18 protein-coding genes and 2 tRNA genes are annotated in these 24,667 nt (G+C 35.0%); 9 read left to right on the top strand and 11 right to left on the bottom strand.

Annotated features, from left to right (window positions below; translation table 11 throughout):
- Positions 1-717 precede the first annotated feature (717 nt).
- The 4 genes from F6K15_RS00765 to F6K15_RS00750 all read left to right on the top strand — a co-directional run bounded on the left by F6K15_RS00765 (position 718) and on the right by F6K15_RS00750 (position 3,658).
- Positions 718-1,884 carry a pyridoxal phosphate-dependent aminotransferase gene (locus F6K15_RS00765; protein WP_293055859.1) on the top strand — a complete coding sequence of 389 codons (1,167 nt, stop codon included), beginning with the start codon at positions 718-720 and terminating at the stop codon, positions 1,882-1,884.
- Between the two features lie 701 nt (positions 1,885-2,585).
- Positions 2,586-2,708, top strand: a complete 123-nt coding sequence (locus F6K15_RS00760; RefSeq protein WP_293055856.1) for a hypothetical protein — start codon at positions 2,586-2,588, stop codon at positions 2,706-2,708.
- A gap of 591 nt (positions 2,709-3,299) precedes the next feature.
- Positions 3,300-3,434, top strand: coding sequence for a hypothetical protein (locus F6K15_RS00755; protein WP_293055854.1), 135 nt, complete (start codon positions 3,300-3,302; stop codon positions 3,432-3,434).
- Positions 3,435-3,475: 41 nt separating this feature from the next.
- Complete coding sequence (locus F6K15_RS00750; RefSeq protein ID WP_293055851.1) at positions 3,476-3,658, top strand: hypothetical protein; 183 nt, start codon at positions 3,476-3,478, stop codon at positions 3,656-3,658.
- A gap of 6 nt (positions 3,659-3,664) precedes the next feature.
- Here F6K15_RS00750 and F6K15_RS00745 read toward each other — a convergent pair whose 3' ends face one another.
- The 4 genes from F6K15_RS00745 to moaC all read right to left on the bottom strand — a co-directional run bounded on the left by F6K15_RS00745 (position 3,665) and on the right by moaC (position 8,076).
- The gene (locus F6K15_RS00745; protein WP_293055849.1) at positions 3,665-5,923 is read right to left on the bottom strand and encodes a glycosyltransferase; all 2,259 of its coding nucleotides are present in this window, start codon (positions 5,921-5,923) and stop codon (positions 3,665-3,667) included.
- Positions 5,924-6,611: 688 nt separating this feature from the next.
- On the bottom strand, positions 6,612-6,920 hold the full coding sequence (locus F6K15_RS00740) for a DUF3181 family protein (protein WP_293055847.1): 309 nt from the start codon (positions 6,918-6,920) through the stop codon (positions 6,612-6,614).
- 49 nt (positions 6,921-6,969) lie between these two features.
- Positions 6,970-7,227 (bottom strand): 2TM domain-containing protein, encoded by a 258-nt coding sequence (locus F6K15_RS00735; protein WP_293055845.1) that lies wholly within the window; start codon positions 7,225-7,227, stop codon positions 6,970-6,972.
- Between the two features lie 282 nt (positions 7,228-7,509).
- Positions 7,510-8,076: a cyclic pyranopterin monophosphate synthase MoaC gene (moaC, locus tag F6K15_RS00730; RefSeq protein WP_293055842.1), complete on the bottom strand. Its 567-nt coding sequence runs from the start codon at positions 8,074-8,076 to the stop codon at positions 7,510-7,512.
- 82 nt (positions 8,077-8,158) lie between these two features.
- On the opposite strand from moaC, the gene F6K15_RS00725 reads away from it, so the two are divergent.
- Positions 8,159-8,231 (top strand) — tRNA-Arg (locus F6K15_RS00725).
- Positions 8,232-8,233: 2 nt separating this feature from the next.
- Here F6K15_RS00725 and F6K15_RS00720 read toward each other — a convergent pair.
- From F6K15_RS00720 to F6K15_RS00705, 4 genes are all read right to left on the bottom strand, one after another.
- Positions 8,234-9,493 carry an MFS transporter gene (locus tag F6K15_RS00720; RefSeq protein WP_293055840.1) on the bottom strand — a complete coding sequence of 420 codons (1,260 nt, stop codon included), beginning with the start codon at positions 9,491-9,493 and terminating at the stop codon, positions 8,234-8,236.
- Between the two features lie 1,756 nt (positions 9,494-11,249).
- Positions 11,250-12,164, bottom strand: coding sequence for a lysylphosphatidylglycerol synthase domain-containing protein (locus tag F6K15_RS00715; RefSeq protein ID WP_293055837.1), 915 nt, complete (start codon positions 12,162-12,164; stop codon positions 11,250-11,252).
- 758 nt (positions 12,165-12,922) lie between these two features.
- On the bottom strand, positions 12,923-14,314 hold the full coding sequence (locus F6K15_RS00710; RefSeq protein WP_293055834.1) for a glycosyltransferase family 39 protein: 1,392 nt from the start codon (positions 14,312-14,314) through the stop codon (positions 12,923-12,925).
- A gap of 240 nt (positions 14,315-14,554) precedes the next feature.
- Positions 14,555-14,731, bottom strand: coding sequence for a hypothetical protein (locus F6K15_RS00705; protein WP_293055831.1), 177 nt, complete (start codon positions 14,729-14,731; stop codon positions 14,555-14,557).
- 41 nt (positions 14,732-14,772) lie between these two features.
- Here F6K15_RS00705 and F6K15_RS00700 point away from each other — a divergent pair, with 41 nt between their 5' ends.
- Positions 14,773-14,916 carry a hypothetical protein gene (locus F6K15_RS00700; RefSeq protein ID WP_293055828.1) on the top strand — a complete coding sequence of 48 codons (144 nt, stop codon included), beginning with the start codon at positions 14,773-14,775 and terminating at the stop codon, positions 14,914-14,916.
- A 495-nt stretch (positions 14,917-15,411) separates the two neighbouring features.
- Here the strand turns inward: F6K15_RS00700 and F6K15_RS00695 are convergent, their stop codons facing one another.
- A complete protein-coding gene (locus tag F6K15_RS00695; RefSeq protein ID WP_293055825.1) occupies positions 15,412-16,122 on the bottom strand; it encodes a C40 family peptidase in 711 nt (236 codons plus the stop codon).
- 443 nt (positions 16,123-16,565) lie between these two features.
- Between F6K15_RS00695 and F6K15_RS00690 the strand changes: the two genes are divergently transcribed.
- Positions 16,566-17,495 (top strand): serine hydrolase, encoded by a 930-nt coding sequence (locus F6K15_RS00690; protein ID WP_293055822.1) that lies wholly within the window; start codon positions 16,566-16,568, stop codon positions 17,493-17,495.
- Between the two features lie 155 nt (positions 17,496-17,650).
- Here the strand turns inward: F6K15_RS00690 and F6K15_RS00685 are convergent.
- Both F6K15_RS00685 and F6K15_RS00680 read right to left on the bottom strand, forming a co-directional pair.
- Positions 17,651-17,740, bottom strand: a tRNA-Ser gene (locus F6K15_RS00685).
- Between the two features lie 138 nt (positions 17,741-17,878).
- Positions 17,879-18,040, bottom strand: coding sequence for a hypothetical protein (locus F6K15_RS00680; RefSeq protein ID WP_293055819.1), 162 nt, complete (start codon positions 18,038-18,040; stop codon positions 17,879-17,881).
- A gap of 970 nt (positions 18,041-19,010) precedes the next feature.
- Here F6K15_RS00680 and F6K15_RS00675 point away from each other — a divergent pair.
- The gene (locus F6K15_RS00675; RefSeq protein WP_293055816.1) at positions 19,011-19,949 is read left to right on the top strand and encodes a calcium-binding protein; all 939 of its coding nucleotides are present in this window, start codon (positions 19,011-19,013) and stop codon (positions 19,947-19,949) included.
- 586 nt (positions 19,950-20,535) lie between these two features.
- On the top strand, positions 20,536-23,412 hold the full coding sequence (locus F6K15_RS00670) for a tetratricopeptide repeat protein (protein ID WP_293055813.1): 2,877 nt from the start codon (positions 20,536-20,538) through the stop codon (positions 23,410-23,412).
- Positions 23,413-24,667: the final 1,255 nt, after the last annotated feature.

Raw genomic sequence — 24,667 nt, 5'->3', positions numbered from 1 at the left:
AAAATGAAGCTATAAAGCAGTTACTCAGAAGTTTTCAGCTTTTTTAATCTTAATTCCTATTTAACCAAAAATTCAATCAATCTACTTAGCATAAGGATATATTTTTCTGGCTCAACTGCCTTGATGAAAAAACGTAAGCATTCAGCTATTAGCGGTCAGCTTTTAGCTGTTTCATAGATAATGTATATACACTGCTAATGTTAAGGTCAGTTTCTTTCCAATACTTTATAATTCTCCTTGCATTTTTTAATACTAATTCCTGCTCTCAAGGCAATGAATTAATAGCTGATAGCTGATAGCTGATGGCTGAATGCTTACGAAAAAACTCTCATGAAGTAGCGATCGCCTAATTTTTTAGTAATTAGTTAATTAGGGTTAATTGAGAGTCACGTCCTTCGGAAGATAAAAGAATTTTGATTCATGTTAAATATCTTACAATATCTCATAAATCATTCGGTGATTGCTATATAACTAATTTTATAACTTATATTGTAGTTAAGTAACTAATTACTATAGTAAAATTATTTGAGTTGTGAGATATTATAGACTTTTAGGGGGTAGAGAATAGGGTATAGGGAACAGATAACAAAGAAAAAACTAATATACATTAATCCTTAAGCGGCTATTTTCTATACTTTTAGAGAATACTAAAATTCTCACATTTGATTCGGTGATTACTATAGTAAAATTATCCATAAAATATCATCTATATTAATTATGAACTTTGCAACTAGAATGAATGGTTTAGGTGGCGATGCTGCTATTGAGGTTTTTACTAAGGCAAAATATTTAGAATCTCAAGGTCGAAATATTATTCATTTAGAAATTGGTCAACCTGATTTTCAGACTCCTCAAAATATTCGCGAAGTTGCTTTTCAAGCCATGAATAATGGTTATACAACTTATACTCCCGCAGCAGGTTTATTGGAGTTAAGGGAAGTAATAGCAGAACATATTTCTCAAACTCGCAATATATTAGTTAATCCTGATGAAGTTGTAGTAATGCCAGGGGCCAAACCAGTCATATTTTTTACTCTTTTAGCATTAATAAATTCTGGGGATGAAGTGATTTATCCTAACCCTGGATTTCCTGTTTATGAATCAGTGATTAATTTGGTGGGAGGCAAACCAATTCCATTACCTTTGTTGGAGGAATTAGACTTTCAATTTAGTCTGGATAATTTGATTAATTCTATTTCTGAACGGACAAAATTATTAATTCTCAATTCTCCCCATAACCCAACTGGAAGTGTATTAACTTCTGAGTATTTGGAAGCTATAGCTAAACTGGCAATTCAACATAATTTTTACATCCTTTCTGATGAAATTTACTCCCATTTAGTCTATGACTCAAATTTTTCCAGTATTATCAGTTTTCCTGGTATGAAAGAACGCACAATTTTATTAGATGGGCATTCAAAAACTTATGCTATGACTGGGTGGCGTCTAGGTTATTCTGTTTCTCCTAAAGCAATAGCTGAAAAGTTAGACCAGTTGATGTTAAATTCTAATTCCTGTGCTTGTTCATTTACTCAAATAGCTGGCATTGAAGCAATTAAAAATTCTCAGGAGTTTGTCAAGGAAATGTTTGCAGAATTTAAGGAACGACGCGATGTTATTGTCGAAGGTTTAAATTCTATTGGAGGAATTAATTGTGGAAAACCCGCAGGTGCTTTTTATGCTTTCCCCAATGTGAAGCAACTGTCGATAAGTTGTGAAAAACTGGCTGATTATTTATTATCTGAAGCTGGAGTTGCTTTGTTGCCGGGAACTGCTTATGGAAAATTTGGTGATGGATATTTGAGGTTGTCTTATGCTAATTCCATTGAGAATATTCGAGAAGGTATTAGTCGGATGAAAATGGCGGTTGAAAAATTTAGTTAAGCGGTTGAAGGTCATTTCAGTTATCAGTTATCAGTTATCAGTTGTCAATATAGAAGATACTAATTGTGGAAAACTCTTTGGTGCTTTGATGATTTTTCCTAAATATTAAACAACTGCTGATAGGTTGTGATAAACTGGCAAATTATTTATTACTTGAATCTGGAGTTGTTTTGTTTCTGGGCTACTTCTGGAAAATTTAGAGACGGATATTTGAGGTTATCTGATGTAAATTCCATGGAAAATATTTTCTCAGATATTGGTCGAATAAAAATGGCGGTTGAAAAATTTAGTTAAGTGGTTGAAGGTAAGTATATAAGGTATTAACTGTGGAAAATTATTTGGTGTTCTGATGATTTTTCCCAAATATTAAATAACTGCCAATAGATTGTCAGAAACTGGCAAATTATTTATGGATCGAAGCTGGAGTTGTTTTGTTGCCGGGGACTGCTTATGGAAAATTTAGAGACGGATATTTGAGGTTGTCTGATATAAATTTCATGGAAAATATTCCTTCAGATATTAGTCGGATAAAAATGGCTGTTGAAAAATTTAGTTAAGTGGTTGAAGGTCATTTCAGTTATCAGTTATCAGTTGTCAATATAGAAGATACTAATTGCTGATTTTTCCTAAATATTAAATAACTACCGATAAGTTGTGAAAAACTGGCAGATTATTTATTAGCTGAAGGTGGAGTTGTTTTATTGTGGGGAACTGCTTATGGAAATTTTGGAGATGGATATTTCAGGTTGTCTTATGCTAATTCCATTGAGAATATTCGAGAAGGTATTAGTCGGATAAAAATGGCTGTTGAAAAATTTAGTTAAGTGGTTGAAGATCATTTCAGTTATCAGTTATCAGTTATCAGTTATCAGTTGTCAATATAGAAGATATTAATTGTGGAAAACTCTTTGGTGCTTTGATGATTTTTACTACATATTAAATAACTGCCAATAAGTTGTGAAAAACTGACTGATTATTTATTAGCTGAAGCTGGAGTTGTTTAATTACTGGAAATTGCTGATGGAAAATTTAGAGATGGATATTTGAGGTTGTTTTATGTAAATTCCATTGGGAATATTCGAGAAGGTATTAGTCGGATGAAAATAGCTGTTGAAAAATTTAGTTAAGTGATTGAAAGTCATTTCAGTTATCAGTTGTCAATATAGAAGATATTAATTGTGGAAAACTCTTTGGTGCTTTGATGATTTTTCCTACATATTAAATAACTGCCAATAAGTTGTGAAAAACTGGCAGATTATTTATTAGTTGAAACTGGAGTTGTTTTATTACTGGGAATTGCTGATGGAAAATTTAGAGACGGATATTTGAGGTTGTTTTATATAAATTCCATTGAAAATATTCGCTCAGATATTAGTCTGGTCAAAAAAGCGACCCCTCAACTATAGAAATTCTATTTGAATAGTCAAATTTTCTGGGTAAGTTGTGAGAAACTGGCAGATTATTTATTAGTTGAAACTGGAGTTGTTTTATTACTGGGAATTGCTGCTGGAAAATTTGGAGTAGTAAAATTTTCTGGGTTGGAGATGTGATGTAATTTTTGAGGAATTAAATTCTATTGAATATATTGACTATGGAAGACCTCCTGGTGCAATTGATATTTTTCTCAAATATTAAACAACTGCCAATAAGTTGTGAAAAACTAGCAGATTATTTATTAGTTGAAACTAGAGTTGTTTTATTACTGGGAATTGCTGATGGAAAATTTAGAGTAGTAGAATTTTATGGAGAAGAAGGCAATTTAAAACTTTTTTAAGCACACTTAAATCTGACCAACTTCCATCGCTTTCTCTTTTGGTTTTCTTTCAAAAATAAATCTTGGTTTTAACAATACTTGTAATAATAACCATAAAGATTTTAATTCACTTGGTGCTTCTCGTCGTTGCCATTGTCCGGGACGACAGAATAATAATTCTATTAATTGTCGCTTCTCAGATAAATTTACCTTTTCAAATATTACCTCCATACAAGGAAATTCTCCATTCATCTGTAGATTAGTAATTTTTCCTGCTAAACAAATTTTTTCTTCAATAATTTTCAACTTTACTGGCAAAGTCTCTCCTACTAAATTAAAAGGAATTTTCTGATTAACTTCTATCTTTGCACCTACTTCCGATATTTGTGTAGTAATACCCCATAATATCTGGTCATTAATTTCTAATTTAACCACCCTTCGCAGATTAAACCATTCATATATGTCTTGCTTCGGTACATCAATTAATGCTAATAATGCCACCCAAGTCATCAATATATTATACCCACTCCAAAATAACCCCAAATTAAAATATTTTGTTTTTTCCATCACTTCCCAACTATGACTCATATATTGAGATAAACCCAAGCATAAACTTATGATATTAAGCCCTAAAAATATAACTAAAGGCAAAGCCAACTTCCAGTTAAAATAGTAGCGATCGCTTCTAGTTCCTTTTGGTGTAACCTTAAATCCTTTTGAGAATGGATTGAGTAAAGTTTGAATTATTGTTATTGCTTTGGGAAAAGCTAAAAGCACATGATTAAAACATGACAAAAATAATGACTGGGAATGATAATTTAGCCAAGAAAATACAGTTAAATTTACAAAATAATAAGGCACAAAAAAATATAAGTATTCAGCAGCAGAAGCTTTAATGGGAATCACATCAAAAAAAACATAAGCTAATGGCATGAACAAAAAACCGATATGACTAGCATTAGTAAACCAATGTAAAAATGTTTCTAAATATGCCAATCTTTGGATAGGACGTAATCCAGGAATTGTAAGAGGATTTGAATTAATAAAAAATCCTTGAAAAGTTCCTCTTGCCCATCTTAATCTTTGAGTAGCATAACAGGAAATATTTTCAGCAGCTAAACCAGCGCTTAATTTTTCTTCTAAATAAACCGATCTATAGCCTTTAGATGATAAAAGAACTCCTGTAAAACAATCTTCACAAATTGATTCTGTCACAAACCCTCCTACTGACTCTAAAGCTTTGCGCATAACTAAAAAAGAAGTTCCTGCACACAAAACTCCATCTGCACCATCTTTTATTGGTTGAATTTGTCGGTAAAATATTTCTTCTTCTGGAGTTAAGATATTTTCTAAACCTAAATTTCTAGAAATGGGGTCGATATTATAAAATGTTTGAGGAGTTTGTACTAGAGCAACTTGTTCATTTTGGAAAAATCCTAAAGTCCGAGTTAAAAAGTTTTTTGTAGGAATAAAATCAGCATCAAAAACAACAATAAATTCACTGTTTGTTTGAGCAATGGCATGATTGAGATTTCCAGCCTTAGCATGAGTATTATCAAATCTAGTGATATATTCACAACCTAATTTTGCTGCTAATTTTTTCACCCCCGGTCGATTAGTATCATCTAGTAAATAAACTTTTTTGTTGGCATAATCTAGAGCTTGACACCCAATAATAGTACGTTCCAAAATAAACTCTGGTTCATCATAAGTAGGAATTAAAATATCCACTGATGGCTGAAAACTTTTGTCTAAAATTGCCTGAGAAAAATAGTCTGCTTCCTTGTGACGATTTTTGACTCTTAGCATCAAAAATAAACCCAGGATACTACTACTTATTGTCACAAATTCTAGACCAAATAAACCTAGACTAAATACACCATTTACCGGATCGACTAAGTTTAAAGTAGAGAGCGATCGCCAAGATAAATAACGAATAGTTAAACCTAATAAAATCCCTACTACCAAAATGCGCGACCAATTTTTGGGAGTAGGAGAAATTCTCATAATCCCTTGAGCTATTAAAAATAGTAATATTGTCGGTAATAGTAAATATTGACTCTTTTTTGTTGGTGCTTCTACCCACATTGGCGGATTTTCTTGAAAGTAATGAATTTGAGCAAAAAATCTGTCTATTTGATCTATTTCTGCTAACCAAGCAAGAAAAATAATTGTTAATAGTGTGACTAATCCTATCAGCAATAATTTTGTTAAATTGCGTTGACCAAAATTCAGAGTATTTATACGGCTTTTGAACTTTTTTTTAGTTATATTCGAGGTAGTCATTTCAGTTATCAATTATCAGTTATCAGTTATCAGTACCTCCGGTTAAAGTTAGAGGCTTGAAATACTAAAGTTTACTTTTTTTATCCACTTTCAAGGAAAGGCTATTGACCCTATTTTTTTGTCATAGTTAGTTATATATACTAATTTCAACTTAATTAACAGAACTAAAGATATACTATAATTTTTTACTTAGTATTATTCTAATTAATGCTGAGATTTTCCTGAGATTTATCGATAGTTTTACCAATTGATTCGTAAGCATTTCCTGCGGAATACTTCGCAAACAGCTTTTAGCAGCTATAAGCAAATAATAAATAATTCCTTTTAATGCTAAAAGAGCTTACTTTGGCAGTAAATAAATTTTAATTCTCCCTCTATTTATCAATTACTTTTACTTCCTTCTCTCATCAATAGTTGATAGCTAATAGCTGAATGCTTACATTGATTTGTTGTACCATTTCATAATATGACAATAGCCATTACTTTATTTGACTAATCAAAAGCTTAAAACTTAGACAAAGCCAGATTTTTCCTTAAATTCGCCAATTTTTATATTAAATTTGTTGCTTTCGCCCTACAAATATCAATATTTATTTAGGTCGATAAAAAAATTAGGTTGTCTATGGCAGTAAGCTTGAATAGACAACCTAGTTATTCTTATTTCTATAGACTAAAGTATTTTTTCAAATTAAATTTGTTGTCTAAAATCTGCTAAAACTTCTATCAACTCAGTCTGACACTGCATCGGCAACAAATCAATCAGAGGAAGCTCCTTTCTACCACCACCTAACTTAACAGGAATTCCTTGTAATATTTCCACAACTTGACCTTCCGAAGGTACTTCCTCTGTCAGAATAGGATAAAACTTTTCTGCCAAAGTAGTATGTAGCTTCGCATCAGATAAATAGAGATGCCAACCAACAATATCAATGTAAACCTTATCCCCAATTTCTGCTGCTAAACCTTCAATTATTTGTGTTGTACTACCATTACTCATAAGAACAATAAAACCTAATTTTTTTACCCACAGAATCACTAAAATTCTTTTACACAGAATCCTCAGTAGTAGATGAATAATCTGCCAGTGCGAAAATATAAATCCCGTGAACTAACAATAATAATATCCAAACACCTGTTACCCAGATAGCCCAAGGCCAAGATGCTGCTGTGAGATTACGGAAAAACCATATTCCAGAATTACTGGCTGCAAAAATAGCCACATGAATAGCAAAATTCATTCGGTCGTCCAACTTGCGGAACTCTGGGTCATTACGGTCAGGTTTACGAGGCCAACGAGGAGGCATAATACTTGATAACTCTTTTATTCACAATTATTAAAAATATTATAATAAGGAATCTAACAATCAATCTGGAGATTATTTGGTAAACACACTCTGGAGAGCAATATCGCAAGGTGTTTAATTTAAGTGGACTTAATGTTGGCGTAGCCTTGTGGAACGTAAACCACTGACTCCTATTTTCAGGAGAATCTTCGTGGTTGACGGAGAATATATCAAGCACTAACTTTTAACTTAATTGATACAGCACTACGCAAATAGGGCGCGGACATTTATAAATGTTCAAAGTTAGTCAGGGATTACTTCTGACTTCTGTACGGGCGAATGCCATTCGCCCCTACTGACTTCTGATTTGCGCGTAGCGCTATAGTCCCCAGACTTACCCCCACTCTTACTCAACAGACGAATCAACTCAATACAAATAGACTTTTCCAAACCCTTCGCCATATCGTACAAAGTCAAAGCAGCTATAGAAACCGCCGTCAAAGCTTCCATCTCCACTCCAGTTTCCGCCTTAGTTTTCACCATGGCCCGAATTTGATATCCAGGGAGTTGTGGATCGGCAATTAACCGAACATCTATTTTTTGTAAGGGCAAAGGATGACATAAAGGAATAAGTTGGGCAGTTTGCTTGGCCGCCATAATACCAGCCAACTTAGCAGTTCCCAAAACATCACCTTTTGGCGCATTACCAGCTTGAATAACCTCAAATGTTTCTCTTGACATCCTTACTTGTCCACCAGCCTCAGCTTGCCGCACAGTAGGCACTTTAGCAGATACATCAACCATTCGAGCTTCCCCCTCTTCGTCCAGATGAGTTAAACTTTGCTCGAATTTAAAAAAATCTCTTGTCATTTTGTTCAAGTGTGCTATTATTTATTATTAGTGCGGAAGAAAAGCTATTTAATTAAGCTTAATCCAGCACTAAAGATAACGGGGGCCTGTAGCTTAGTGGATAGAGTGCGTGGCTACGGACCATGAGGTCGGGGGTTCGAATCCCTCCAGGCCCGTATCAAGAATTAATAGCATAAGTATCTTGTCCCTGACCAGAAGCAAATCTGATGGAATGGGGCAAATCTTTGTTTGACATAGTGATAAATGTAGCTAGTGCTAAACAAACAAGACAAGCATCTAGAGCAAACATACTTCTATAACTAAAACTAAATTGCTCTGCCACCAGACCAAAACAAGGACCAGCTAAAGCCAAACCTAAATCAAACCCACCAATACAAAGAGAGAAAAACTTACCTCTTTGACTAGGAAGACATCGGTCTGTGATTAAAGTAATCATCATAGGAAGAACCAAGCCACTAGAAGTCCCTCCGAGAATAGCTGCGAGTAAAATGCTGTTACTGCTATTTGCTGTCCATAAAGTTAACATATCCAACAAACTACAGACTAGACCTCCACAGATAAAAATGCCACGACCAAATCTATCTGAACCTCGTCCAGTAAAACAGCGGATGATAAAACTACCGATCGCTCTGACTGTATAAAAAAGTCCTGCGTTCAGAGCAATTCCACTTTCTTGAATGAAAAGTGGCACAAAAGTGTCTGTTGTGCCAAATACTAAACCCACTATTAACATCACAAAACTAGGAACTAAAACCCTACGACTCCCTAATATCTGCCAGAATTTTTGTTGCTGTAACTCATTGAAAACAGGATTTAGCTCGGCTTGATTTTTTTCTACTATGGTGTTTTGTTCCTTAACAAAAGAAGCACATAATAAACTCATAACTCCCAGAGCAGAGCAAAGGATAAATAAAGCCACATAACCACTCGCCTCTGCTAAAAAACCACCTATTGCTGGGCCTATTCCCATACCTATAGGAGTTGCTAAACTCATATAGGCAATTAATTCTCCCCTACGACCGGGAGGAGACAAGTCAGCGACCAAAGCACTATAGCCAATAGTAACTCCAGCAAGACTAATACCGTGAAAAGCACGAACTCCCATTAGTAAAGGAAAAGACTTTAGTAGTAAGTAACCGAGTGGGGCGATCGCTGCTACACTCATGCCAATTATTAGGACTAACTTTCGACTTCTGGTATCAGCTAATGGTCCTAGAAAAAATCGTGATAATAATAGTCCCACAGCAAAGCAGCCCATTACCAGGCCAATTTGTTGTTTTGTACCTCCAATAAAATTTATGTAAAGAGGTAAGGTGGGTAGTAAGGTGGTTATACTTGACCAAAATAATAAACCTGCAATGAATAACATCATTAGACTGCGCTGGTTTTGAGGCTCAAGTGTTCGGAATACTTTCACTGTTAATTGACTCTGAATAACTTGTATTCATATATTTTGTGACAGATTGTTAAAATTTGCTTGCTTGAATGTTTCTAAATAGCACTATGGCTATATATTTGTCAATTAGTGCTTAAGGAGGGTAAAGAAAATTAGTTTGCTGTGCTAGTAAAAATTAAGGGCGATCGCTACAAAAATAACGACATAATAGGTATTTGCAGCTTTGTTTTGCTATTAAGTTATAAATAGCTCAAGATTATACTATTTTTGATAATATCACATAATTGAGAAAAAGCTCTGAAAGTTTTGAAATTTCGTGAGTTGATTCAGGAATTTTTTGATGTTTTTTTGTCAGGGATTGATGACAATATTTTGATTTTTTAAATTAAAAACTAAAACCTATAATTAAAACTGTTCAGATATCTATAAAATACCTATGGGAAGTTTTTTAATATTTGGAGGTAGACTTACAGCAAATTTCAGGAAGCGTGAGGTAAAGTTCAAGACGAATCTATAATTTTTATTCATTCTCTGTTCCCTCTGTTAGCGCGCATTCCCTCTCTTGCTCGGCATTCCCATGGCGAGGAGACCCGCTCTTACCGAATAATTAATAATTAATAATTAGGGCTTGCTGAATAAAATTGTAATCAATACCTGTAAAGGCTTTCATGGTTTTTTCTCCTGAAAAAGTACAAGATTTTTGCTCAATTAGTCTAAAAATGCTAATATTTTTCCCCTGGCGATCAGAAAATTTAGCCGTAGCAGATAGTCTAAACTGTTGCCTGTTGCTTTCCGGAGCTGTTGCCTATAATCACCATCAGACTTTTGAGCGCAAACCCTAATTAAATAATTCGCGCCTTGAAGCCGACCCTTTTAAGGGAAAAAAAGCGGTCGAGGGATGGCTCCGAAACCTGCGCCATATCCAATCGACCAAGACAGCGGTCGTTTGCTTTTGCTTCGCAAAACTGGCGTAACGCAACGCTGACGCGAAACGCGACAGCGGAACGGAGTTCTCTCTTCACAGCTTTCCCGTAGGGTGGGATGGCTCCGAAACCTGCCCTGTCCGACCATCGACCAAGAAAAGAAAATATTCCTTATATTCAATTCCGTAGCGGTTAAAACCCGAGGTAATTATCAATTATCCATTATCAATTAATGAAAGAGCCACGCTCCGCTAACGCCGGGTTCCGACCGCTTGCGTCTACCGCCGACGTGGGGTTGCACCGCTATTCCCTAAAAGCATAAAACTTTGTACCCAATCGACTCAAAAACTGGTGTATTAATTTGATATATCTTGAGAATTATGGCAGTAACATTTATTTAGGGCTTGCTGACTAAATATCAAAGCATTGACAAGTAAAGGTTTGAGCCTTCTTTGATTCCCCAAAGGAGCGTTGGTTTTAGTCTAAAACCCTCAAAAAGGCACGCATAAAAGGCAAACCTTCGGACAGAAAAATCTGAGGACAAAACGCCCGCTCCTACCTCTTTACTCATTCCCATTTCTCCTGTCTTCCCCTCCACGGTCGGGCCCCGCGGGTGGGTTGTCTCCTGTCTCCTACCCCTACCACTCATACTTTCCATACGCAAGCCCTATTTAGGGCTTGCTGACTAAATATCAAAGCATTTGCAGATAAAGGTTTTCGCCTTTTTAGATTGGTATGAGCAAAATTAATTGTATAGCAACTTCCATGACTACTATTGACTCATAGAGTATCTAAAACAAGGAAATATAAATAATCAACCTTCTTCCTCCCTTTTTCCTTCTTGCTTCTTCCTTTTACTTTTGATTTTGTTGCTCCAACCAAGCTAAACCAGTAGCAAAAGTTTCAGCTAAAACACTAATCAAGCGATAAAATGCAACAGCACTTAATACAATACCAGGAGAAAATTTTTGCTCCAGTAAAGCCAAAACAGTTGCTTCAAATATCCCAACACCTCCAGGCGCTCCTGGCACAACTAAACCTAATAGCCATGCTAAACTAAACACACTAAATATTAATAAAATTTGATTAAATTCAATAGAATTGAACGCCAACATGGTCAACAAAAATCCAGAACCTCGAAGCAGCACAAAACAAATTTCTCCGAGAAAAGGCTTGATGGGATAGCGTTCTAATTTTAATTCAGTAGCTGGCTCCAAATCATATTTTTTAACTTTTAATTTGAGTTTAACTAAATACTTAATTACTAGGTTTAAAATGCGTGGATGAATAATAGAAATGACTGCCAAAAAACACAAAAATTGTAAAAACCAACTTTCTTGAGTAGAACCGACTAAAGCGACTCCTAAAGCTGCCGCTGCCATTAAAAGTGGTTCTATTAACACAGTTAAAATTGCAATTTCAAAGGGTACTCCCGCTTGTTTTATTGCAGAAATCCGACCATAAAAATGCCATATATTTCCTGGTAAATACTTAGCAACATTTGTGAGGAGATAGACTCTAATAGCCCATCGTAGATTAACTGATTGATTAAATTCTTTAATAATCCAAAACCATACCCATCCAGACCATAAATGAGCTATTGTTGTGACGATAAAAGCAGTTCCTAAACTTACCCACCCAGAATCACTAATCCTAATTTCTAACACTTGTTCCCATTGGTCTTTGAGAGTTTTAGCTAGAAAAAATAAAGTCCCTCCTAAAATAATCCAGCCCAGATAGGATTTCAACCTCGATAAAACTTTTTTCATAAAGTATAAAACTGATTTGGTTAATAATTGCTAACTTTTTGCCTTTCCCCTCTAAACTGTGTAATACCATTTCTCAAAAACTTTTCTACATTTTCTCGATCCGGGGAGTAGGGGCGTTTTGCTAGGGCACAACTAAGTTAACGCTCCGCGACATATAAAGCGGAGCTTTGCGGAAGGCAAACGGCTGTTAGCTTCGTATAACTATCGTTAACGCCCGTATAGGACGTTGCATCCAACGTCAGTACAGAGAAATAAACATCAGAATAATTAACATTAACTGGGCTTTTAATTAGCAAAAAGGTGATTCAGCTTGTGTTAATTACTTAATAATTGAAGTGTTACCTAAGTATAGCATTAATGCTTATGAATTGGTCTAAGTAAGTCAATATTCAGCAGTCAGCTATAAGCCAACAGATATTGCTTTTAATTCATCCAAAAGCAATTAATAAATTGAGCTAAAATTAAAATTTTTTTCTCAAAGCTTATGGGTAAGTGCTCAGATACTTTTTGTTAAAGGAATATTAAATTTTGGTTTAGGGTGGGTATGAAAAGCGCAACATATTTGCGGAGCATAACCTAGGAAAAAGAAGGTAATAAATATTCTTACCTCCAAACTCTGAACTACCTGCCATAACCCGCCTAAAATACTGAAAATTAAGCGGTCTAGCGGTATTAATCTTTGCTTTACAAACACTATTCCATCGCTTAATCCTTAGGAAGTTTATTTGTTTGTTGTCCAGATATTAAGATCCTAGTAGTCATTTTTTATCCAACTTAGGAATCAGCAATAATATATTTGCATTACCAATAATTTCCTGTGATTCAATTGTAAATTGCTCTGCAAATACAGACTTAAAAATTTTCATATCTCCTCCGTAATAGATAAACCATATACGTGAAGCTGTAGGAGGTAAACTTTCAACCCAATTTTTTAAATGAGTTGGAAGATTTGATTTATCTGTTTTTTCTTTCTGATCGACATATATGGGCGCAGAACCTTGATAATAGTAAGTCAGAGGAAAAGAGCCGCCATTTATAGGGAAAGAATTAGCATGATATGTAGAGTACATGATTATGTCGCCTTCTCTATCTTGACTTTCAATCAATTGTGCTACTGGTTTGTAGTGGTCTAATGCTCCCATGTATCGTTTCGAGCTTGTATAATAAGTTACCAAACCTAAACTAACGGCCAACATATATATTACAGCTAGCACAACTCCTATTATTTTTTGCCAATCCAAAATCTTAAAAAAGCCAATTGCAACCAGTAATATAAAGTATGGCTGAGAAATGATTAGGTAACGACTATTCCAGATCGAGTAGAATACATTAGAAAAAACAAAAATGGATGCAGCAGGTATAATTCCCCATGAAGCTACCCATACAACTTCCTGAGTACGAGGTTTTTGAAGAATTGCAACCAGAATAACTGTAGCAACAATTAAAGCTACAACTTGAATCAATAATGGTATATAAGGTGGTGGGGGACTGTGAGCAAATACAGTCATTACTCTTAGTTCTCGGAAGATTTCTCTCACACCAGGAATTGGCAAATTTACTCGGTGTGAACCTGAATACCTTTTTACAGAAATAGCCACAGGAATACTAGCAAGAATTATTGTTAAATATAGAATCAGATAACTGATTAATCTGGAAATTTTAAACCTAAACTTAAGCCATAAAATCAGAATATCTGGTACTAAAAAAGCTGCATTTAAAGGTGTAGTGTAAAAGGATAAAATTCTACCTATAACCCAGATGAATCGTGGAAATTTTTTATCTGGTTGCTGCAGAGAATGTGCAATACCAAGACAGCCACAAAGCCCTAGGCAAACACTCATTGTATAGTATCTAATTTCTTGAGCATGATTGATAAATAATGGAGAAATAGTTAGTAAAAATGCGGCAAGAAGACCAACTTTTTTGCTAAAAAAGTCATTACCTAATCTATAAATTATATAGACAGATAACAATGCAAAAATAATAGCTGGAACTCTCAACCATACCTCATTATCAGAAATGTTAATCCATGGATTTAAAAGAGCATAGTAGAGTAACCTACCCTTATTAAAAGCCATCCGCATTCCATCCCTAATACTGAAAAATTCATCTATCCATAGACCTCGAAAATTTATTTTGTAAAAGTACAAAAAACACCCTAAGACAAGAATCAACAAAATAGGGAAACTTTCTTTTCGTTTTATAGAGTAAATAAACCTCTGAAAAGCATTTAACATAAACTATATTTCCTGAATTCAAAAATTAGGTTCTACAATTTCTTAAAGAGTATGTTTGTTTTGTAGAAATGCTCGCCAACTGATAGAAACTATTGATATCCTCAGACCAGAAATTGACTAGATTTAAAGCTTAAATAATTATTGCCCATCCTATTATATCATTTCCGGATGCATAGGATTTTTGTAATGATTTATCCAGACTCCTCCAGGCCAGATATAAGCCATTATTGTGACAACAAAAGCGATAGCCAAATCCACATCAACTACCCCAAACTCGCTAATACGAATTTTTCTAAATTGCTGCCAACTATCTTTCAGGGGTTTAACCATAAAAAATATTGGGTGGTGGTGCATAGTAATGGTAAAGGAGTGTGGGGAGATGGGGAGATGGGGAGATGGGGGGATGGGGAGATGGGGAGATGGGGAGTATGAGAGAAATTAAAGAATATGTATCCTACCATTACCATGCAGGACTATCAAATATTGTTCCTCCTAGAATCATCCAGCACATATAGATTTTTTTCAGATCATATTATCATATTAGTATTGCTGTTTATATAGTTGTCATGTAAGGATTCAGTTATCAGTTATCAGTTATCAGTACCTCTTCAATCAGGAGGGTTAAAATCAGGAATAGTCTCTTTTCTCTTAGTCAATTGATTGGATATGGCGCGGAGACCTCGCCATCCCTCCCTACGGGAAGCTACGAAGATCGACCGCTTTTTATCCCTTTAAAAAAGGAGGCACATACCCACAATTTTTCGGTAAAATTAGCAAATTTTTAACCATAGATACTGATAATAAATCAAGTCACATTTTCCCTCCTTACTTCTTTTAATAACTTACAAGGTAAGCAAATCTGTAACAATAGAAACTCATCCAATATCAATTTATATTAGCCCAAGCTATTTCCTAAGTAGAGAGAGATAAAAAAACCCAAGTATTAACGTACCCACAATCCCTTTCATGTTGTCTGTTGCCTTCTGATAATAACCATTTTTAACATCAAACTATTTAGTATTTCCATAACTTCTAACTACTCTTGCTGCACTCCGAAATTTTTGATAGTATCTTTGACTAACTTCATCCCCTACTTCAGATAATACATCAATGCCAATGCCATTACGACCCTGACTTTTTCCAGAACTATGAATATAACGTCCTTCTCCCAGATATAATCCTACATGATCTGCCTCTTCACCAGTGCCAAAAAACACTAAGTCTCCGACTATGAGTTGATTATTTAATTGATATTTGTCTAGAGAAATATTCTGACAAAAAGCTTCTTGTTGATGAGCATCTCTAGGCAACCAGATACCAACAGAAACAAAAGCAGCTTGAATAAGGCCAGAACAATCATAATTAGGCCCCACTGTACCTCCCCAAAGATAATAATTAGAAGTATTCATAGCTTTATAAGTAAAAGCAATTACTTCTGGTAATTTCTCTCTAATTTCAGTCTCGCCAAAAATGTGAGGCTGAAAAGGAGTTTTCGCTGGTTGAATCTTATCAATATCTGTATATTTTAACCACCCTTGATAGTCATCTTCTTGTAACTTGACCAAAATTGCACTGTCGAATTTTTCCTGTAACTGGATAACTTGTAAATTTCGCCCAGTTGCGGCTTGAGTTGCCAAAATATTACATTCAGAAGAATCATAGATATTGATATTATCTTGGCATTGATACTCAGTAACATTAGATAATTGGCGATCGAGCACTAAATTTCCCCTGGATAATTTATAGAGTTATTAAAATATTTTTATAGATATAAACTATAGCCTTAGTTATCAGAATCACTATTAGACATCTCCATAAAAGAGGGAGTAGGCAGTAGGGAGTAGGGGGAAAGAATTGATGAATAAGAGTACGATAATTGATTTTATTTTTTATTATTGGAGGTGTCTATTATCAAAGATAGCTTTGATTTTCAATAACTATGGAATAATTAACAGATAATTTTTCACTTATTCTGTATATTATTAAATTAAGTATTTTGATCTTTTCTAAATCTTATAGCAGTCGCAGGAAAGGACACGGACAAATAGAGAGCTTAAAACTCAGACAACGCAATATTTTTCGCTCCTTCAGTCCTTCGCTCCTTCGGTCCTTCGGTTCTTCCTTCTGTTATACCTGATTTTTACTATTTACTTCCTTTTTCTATATGACTTTTTTCGAGCGAGATGAACAGTTAAATATGCTGGGTCAAGACATTATAGAGGCAATCAAGCTAGAGTTTTCAGAATTAACTTATGAGCAAATTGCTATAACTTGGTTAGTCTACGATTTACCAATGGCAGAAAATATTAAGAATGCCACAGAGTTTTGGCAACAACAAGTGCGTGGTTGGAGCGATCGCGGTGATGAACAGATGTATGCTGGTAGAATAGTCCATTTATTCTATCTTATAGCTATCTATGAGTGGTTAGAGAAAGGAATGGTCAAAACCTCAGTAGAGTTAGAAAGAGCAATTCGAGATATGATTGTTTATTCGAGTAACGATGCTACTGGTTTGGTTGTAGATGTTTTAACTGGAACTACCAGTGGACCTGAAATATCATCAGGACCTTTTCAAACCTGGAAATATCAACGTAACTTTGTCAATCGTTATTTTCAATCTCTGAAGTGGCCTGAGTTAAAATCAATTAATATTAATCAAAAAACATGGTGTGATGGTCCTTATGGACGAGAAAGGATGTTTCAAGGACTATTGATGGAAAATCGGAATATACTGACTACTCATAGCACAGCTCGTTTGCTACATAGTATTGTCGGTGGGGTTGCAGTATCTCCTGTAGCTTCACAGAAAATGATGAACTTGTTAAAGAAAAATACTGGCCAAGATGAGTTAAGAGATAGAAGTAAGGAACGAGCTATAGGATTTTTGGATGATAGTCTACCTCAAGATGCTAATGTATGGGGTAAGGGAATCTCAGATTTCCAGGTGCGTCATAATTTTGCTTATATTGAGTTACCAAATATTAAGCCATATCTTTTAGTTGTATTTACAGAAGGCAAGAACCTTAGTCAAAATGAAAAGATACTGCCTTATATTTCCCAAAGGTTTGTAGAGGCAATGAAAAAATTACAATAAAATAACAAAAAAAATTTTGCCTATTTATATCTTTAAAATTTATTTAATTTAACTAGCTATTAGCTTTTAGCATTCAGCTACCAGCTACTAGGAGCGAATGGCCATTCGCTCCTTCTAACGTTTACTGCTGACCGCTTTTTTAACTATATTTATAACGGAGAAGGAGGGATTCGAACCCTCGGTACGGGGTTCTCCCGTACAACTCATTAGCAGTGAGCCGCTTTCGACCACTCAGCCACCTCTCCAATAATTATAATTATCTACTATAACAGATATTTGTTAGTTATGGCAAGACTATTATAGAAGTTATATTTCCTAAAGTAAGTTAAGTAATTGACATCCTCTCCGGTCTGAAGACACGGATAAACAAAACTGAGCCGTAGTTATTCGGCGGGTTGACGTTTTGTGCCACTAACATCGGGTACTGCACCCACCCCTCTTGCTCCCCTCCCGGAAGAGGATGGGGGTGGGTTACGCTCCCCTCCGCGTCCATTGAAAGTTTCCGCAATTGGCAGCTCCTCCTCTGGAGGCGTGCCCCTCGGCAACTCAATAGTATTATAACATATCTATATCAGGGCGAAGCACCTAACCCAAATTTTCGGTAAAACTATTAATTAATTTTATTGAGTGTATATTTTGAATCGGAATTTATAAGTTTGAAAAATATAAAGACGAATATAATTAAATTTTGTTCCTTATAAGGAAAGGATAAAATCATCTTAGTATCTTAAATTAGTACAAGAACACAAATACTATCAAGTATCTTTAACTTCGCAAGTAATACCAAGTCCAATTTGTCAAAGAAATTTAGAATTTTGCCCTGTTACCTGCTTACTTCTTTTAGGAATAATTTGCGTAAAGCTAATCTTATACCGTTTCACGGAAGTTATAAGTCAAAAGTAATGCATTAAGATTTTATAAGCTAAAAACTTTGATTATACAGTAATTTAAGGAAATTATTTAACATTTAAAGGAGCGAAACTATTTGTGACATCTTTAAAGTGAATTGATATTAGTATTATATAAACCAACCAAATCTGTAAAACTTATTCAAAGTGAAAGTTAACTTGTAACTACAGAATTTATTTATAGAATTTTAAATTAATCGGCAAATTTGGCAATTGACAATAGCTCATACTATGTTAAAATTTTTGATGTTCATATTGATTGAGCCAAAAAATATCTGTAATATTTAGACAAAATCATATATAGTCTTAAAGATGCAAAAATACACGAAACAGTACATACTTAGAACTTTCTAAAAAATGTATCTGTTGCAGCAGAAAAAATCCTGGCCTAGTTCCTGAAATAGGAATTATGTCATTAGGTATTGCTGTAGTTAATGGGGAACAATGGTTGTGCTTGTGATGTCTTAATTCACAAGGGCAAAGTTTTCCCTAGAAATGAAAATTATAGGTTGACAAAAACGGTTATCTATACAGAATCTAAAATTAGCTCTTTGAGCAAAACAAAGATAAATCAGTAATAGTAAATACTAAAGAACGAGGTAAGTAAGTGACTCAAGTAGTAATTCCACCAGGTACCGAAACAGATCCAGTAACCGATGTAAGTACTGGCATCGCCGATGGAGGTCGTGTCCGAGTATATACACCACAACCAGACCGTGGTGTTGGGACACCTGGTGCAGATCAAATTTCATCTTTAGCTGAAGATGATATAGTAGCATCTGGTGGTGGCAATGATGTAATAGCATTAGGAGACGGTAGGGATACTGGAGCTGGTGGTACTGGTAATGACTCGGTCCAAGGAAACCGAGGAGATGACTCTATAGTAGGAGGGGATGGAGATGATTGCCTCAGAGGTGGTAGAGATAATGATACCTTAGAAGGTAGTCCAGGAGACGACATTATCTTTAGCGATCGTGGAGACGATGTAGCACGAGGTGGATTGGGAGATGATGATATCAGAGGTAATTCAGGTAATGATTTCCTAGAGGGTAATGAGGGCAATGATATTATTGATGGAGGTAAAGATGAGGATACTCTTGATGGTGGTGCTGGGAATGACTTCTTATCAGGAGCTAGGGGTAACGATACTTTAACTGGTGGCACTGGAGCTGATACTTTCTTCTTCTGGTACGATTCAGATGGTAGTTATGGAACTGACTCTCTAACAGACTTTAATAGAGGTGAGGGAGATAGGATAGTTCTTGCTGCTAGTCCATTTATTCCTGAAGATGCAAGGTTTAATGCTTTAACAGGTACACCAAGTGGCTCAGCATTACCAGCAGATGAGTTTGCAGTGATTGAGAATTTCAACCCTCTAGTTGATGGAGCAAGTTCTGCAGCAATTATATATGACCCTACTAATGGTTTAGTCTACTACAACCCAACAGTAGATCCTGGTTCTGATGAAAATCAAATTGCTCGGGTTGATAATAATGTATATAATGCGGATAACCCATTACAAAATACTGACTTTGAAATCTTCTAAGTCTGGTTAATATATAGATGCGGTTTTAAATATGGGTATAACCCGAGAATGAAGATTTTGAGTCCCTCCTAACCTAATTTTAGGAGGGATAAATTTTTAGGGCGTTAGCATATTTGGGTAATGGAGGGGGTGTGGGGGATGTGGGAGGTGTGGGGGGCGTGGGGAGTAAGAATCTTGTCTACAGTTCTCAAAAAAATGTACTTTTCAATATATGGCAGAAGGCAGAAGGAAAAATCTGGCGTTGTCTGAGTTTTCAGCTTTTGATATTTCCTTTAAAAAAATTGGTTGGTGGGGGTAACACGGGGACACGGAGACGCGGGGACGCGGACATGGGGGGAACAGGCAACGGTTTCGGTCATTTTATGTGAAGAAATTTTCTTGAATTTCAGCAGAAAATTTCAGTAAATTGATGCCAATAAGAGCCAATAATTAGGAGATAAACTGAATATAAAAAGCTTCTAAGTCTTAGGTATCCTGACTTTTAGTTTTATTCAGCAAGCCCTAATTATTAATTATTAATTATTGAGCCTTTCCTTTAAATTTGAGATAAAAAGCTAAATATTCAATGATTAACTATTAGCTAAGGATGGGAATAGAAGAATATCTCAGATTAGCAAAACTCTACTTGAGCGAAGGTAAATTAGGTCAAGCTATAGTAACCTGTCAAGAAGTTTTAGAATTACAATCAAATTCTGAGGATGCCTACAGAATATTAGGGGAAACTTATCAAGTTAAAGGCAATTTTCAGGCAGCTATGTTTGCTTATGCAAAGGCTTTGGAGATTAAGCCAGAGTTTGCAGAAGTTCATGCTTTTCTTGGTGAATTATATAGTCAGAAAAAGTGGTTGATTGAAGCAGCAAGTCAATATCAACAAGGGATTAATTTAGGGCTAAAATGGCCGGAAGTTTATTATAATTTGGGTAATATTAAGCATCAATTTGGTTATTTAGAAGCTGCTATAGAATGTTATGAAATAGCAATTATTCTGAATCCTGATTATATCAAGGCTTATTTTAGTTTAGGTATTGTTTTTGAGTTACAAAGAAATTATCAAGCAGCAGTTAATATTTATAGAAAAATCATCACATTCAAGCCTAATTATGTAGAAGCATATAATAATTTGGGTGGCGTTTTAGCAGATATGAATCGCAGGTCAGAAGCTATTGAAGTTTATCAGCAGGGGTTAGGTTTAAGACCAAATTCAGCAGATTTATATAATAATATTGGTCATGCTTTATCAACAGAAAATCCCGCACAAGCGATCGCTGCTTATCATCGTGCTATAGAGTTAGACCCTAAGTTTATTAAGGCGCATTATAATTTGGGTAAAGCATTACAAGGTATTGGGGAGCATGAATGGGCGGTAAAATATTTTCAAGCAGTTATTCGACTAAAGCAAGAAAAGGATAATGTATTAGTTTACAGTGATTGTGCTTTTTCTTTAATGACTATAGGCAGGTTTAAGGCTGCTTTTTTTTATTTACAAAAGGCGATTAGGAATAATTATTTTGTTGATGGTTATTGTCAGTTATGGGAAGGTAAGTTAGAGAATGCGGAGCAGGTAGTATCTGATGAATTGTATTTGAAAAAAGTAGCTGGTTGGAATTTTCTCAAGGAGTTGCAAAAATTAGATAGTGATTCAGATTTTTTTCAGCAGCAGTATCAGAAAATATCTGAATATTTGCTCAAATATTATATTCATTTTGGCAATGTATTGATGGAAAATGAGTCTTATGCTAGTGCAGAGAGCATTTATCAGAAAGCTTTACAACTTCAGCCAAGTTCACCAGAAATTTATTGTTTATTAGGGAAGAGTTTAGTTAAACAAAAACGGTTAAATTCAGCAATTATTAGTTATCGGGTAGCTATCCAAATATTATTAAGTGAAAATAGAATTTCTGAGACTATCGGCATTTATTTTGATTTGGGAAAGGTTCTGGAAAAGCAACAACGATGGGAGCAAGCGATAGATTGTTACAATAAAGTTTTATCTGAAAAAGCAATATTAGATTCGCAGATATTCAATAATAATCTTCACCCTTACCAAAAATTAGAAGGATTATATTTATCTACAAAAGATTGGGTAGAACAATTAGACATTAACAACGACTTGCTAAGATATATAGAAGTAAAATTAGAAAAATCCACAACAGAAAATATAGCAGAAATTACTAAACCTTCAATTCAGGAATTAAGCTCTAAAAATCAGCAGAAAGATGTAGAATGTCGTGGGTTAAATTGTAGTAAATGTTTATGGGAAATTTATCAGTATTTTGAACCTAAATACCTCGCTCCAGCAGTTTATAGTCTGAATGGTAGGAGTGGGTTTAGCCCAGATACGGATTTTTTGAGTAAGAGTTTAGGGAAAAAAAGCTCTTTCCTCAGCCAACTAAAAAAAGGGGATATACCCTCCTTGACAGAAGACTCAAAAAATAGTTTGTCGAATTTTTCTCACTTTCTGAAAATTTCCCAGACTCCCAATTTCGTAACAATAGTACCAGAGGGAAGAGCTTGGGTTATGCCCAAGAAAAATTACTGGAGACTATGTTACGCGATCGCTATTATGACTCCAGATAACTATTTACTGGCGGATGTTTCTCGGGAGTATCCATCCCCATTACCAGGATGTACCAACCATGACCCAGGTAAACATCGAATATTTGATTTAGAAGAACTTCCGTCTCTAGAGAAAATTCATGGTAAAGTAGCAGTATTATCAGTACTGTCGGGAAATGTGTATTTTCATTGGATGGTAGACCTGTTGCCCAGAATAGAAATATTACGTCGGGGCATAAATTTAGAAGAGATAGATTGGTTTTTGGTTAATAACTATCAACAACCTTTTCAACAGGAGACTTTGAAAATTCTTGGCATTCCCGAAGATAAAATTCTGGCAAGCGATCGCCATCCCTACATTCAAGCAGAAGAATTAGTCGTCCCTTCATATTCTAGTTATTTAGGATGGTTACAACCTTGGGGAGTAAAATTTTTGAGGGAAGTATTTCTCAAAGAAAGAATTATTGAAAAGTCAGGGTTGCCTGAAAGAATATATATAAGTAGGAGTAATGCTAGATATCGTCGAGTAATGAATGAACCAGAGGTAGTAGAGATATTAAGCAAATTTGGTTTTACCTGTATTGCTCCAGAGTCTATGTCCCTAGAAAGTCAAATTGCCACTTTTGCTCATGCAAAAATTATAGTTGCTCCTCATGGAAGTGGTCTCACAAATATAGTATTCTGTAATCCAGAGACCAAAATTATTGAGCTTTTTTCGCCCAACTATCTCAGATACTACTATTGGCATATTAGCCAATTATTAGGACTTGAACATTACTTTTTAGTAGGTGAAGCATTTAGTTGTTATCCTATTAGGAATTTAATGTATGAAAGTTCCCTTGTAGAAGATATTTTTGTGAACTTAGGGTCACTAAATTTAATGCTTAAAGCTGTAGGTATTATCTGAAAAAGTCTGAGGTTTAATTAGGGTTTGGGAGTAGGGGAGTAGGGGAGTAGAGGAGTGGGGGGAGATTAAATATTAGACATCTGGTAAAAATCCAAAATAAAATCAATTATTATCCATAAGTTATCAATTATTCCTCCCTGTTCTCTGTTCTCTGTTCCCTGTTCCCTCTATTGGAGGAAATGTCTATTGAAGTAATTATAGAATTATCAAAGATATATTTATTATATAACCGGACTCTATATCAGAACTCAGGAGAAATGGGAATTAATTAGGAAGTAGTCGGATGAATTGTCCATTTATTTTTCTGCCCAACTCTTGCCCAAAATACTAATACTAAATCTCAAAAAGTTTGTTACTTATCTTTAGTAATGGGGAGATGAGGAAATGGGCAGGTAGGGAGTAGTGAGATGGTAATCAAGTATAGTATTACTATTCACAAATGGTATAACTTTTTGAGCTTTGTTAGACCGAAAAGCTGGCACTTTTTTCGACCTAAAAAGGCACTTGCCTTTATCTGTCAATGCTTTGAGAGTTAATCAACAAGTCCTAATTAGGGTTTGCTGAAAAAGTCTTATGGGTGAGGGTAGGAGTCAGGAGTCAGGAGTCAGGAGTCAGGATAAATGGGAATTATAGAAGGAGATAGGAGGAAGAATCATCCCAAGATTGTTCTGCGCAACTATGCGCCTAAAATGCTAATTTTTTGAACCTAAGCAACCTAAAAGCTCGGATCTTTTTCAAATGCTTTTAGATTTAATCAACAACTCCTAATTAATACTAAAAAATAGTATAAAAGCCATTCATTCTGAGTCCTGACTCCAGAGTTATGACTCCTATTTAATAACTAACCCTTCATAACGTGATATTATACAATTTATCTATGAAGTTACCCTGAATAAAAGATGATAACGACCGGTAAAATAAGACCTTCAATAATGAATAATGAATAATGAATAATGAATAATTACCTCTCCTTGAAAAGAAGAGGATTGACAAAGAGATGAAAATTTTTATTTATTATCCCCTTAAAAGGGGAGGCACATACCCACAATTTTTCGGTAAAAAAATTATGGTAGTGCATCGTTACAAAGAAATAGTATTAGGTAAAATCTGATTACTTACAATTAATCCTCTATTCCCTAAAACTAATACCTACGGAGCATAATAACCAAAAAATAAGGTCTCAAACCCACCCTTTTAAGGGTATAAAAAAAAGATAATTCCGTATTTTCTTGCCTCCCTAGTTATACTAATTTGA

Source organism: Okeania sp. SIO2B3 (assembly GCF_010672525.1).
In the GTDB taxonomy this organism is placed as follows: Bacteria; Cyanobacteriota; Cyanobacteriia; order Cyanobacteriales; family Microcoleaceae; genus Okeania.
This window is presented reverse-complemented; position numbering and strand designations above follow the sequence as displayed.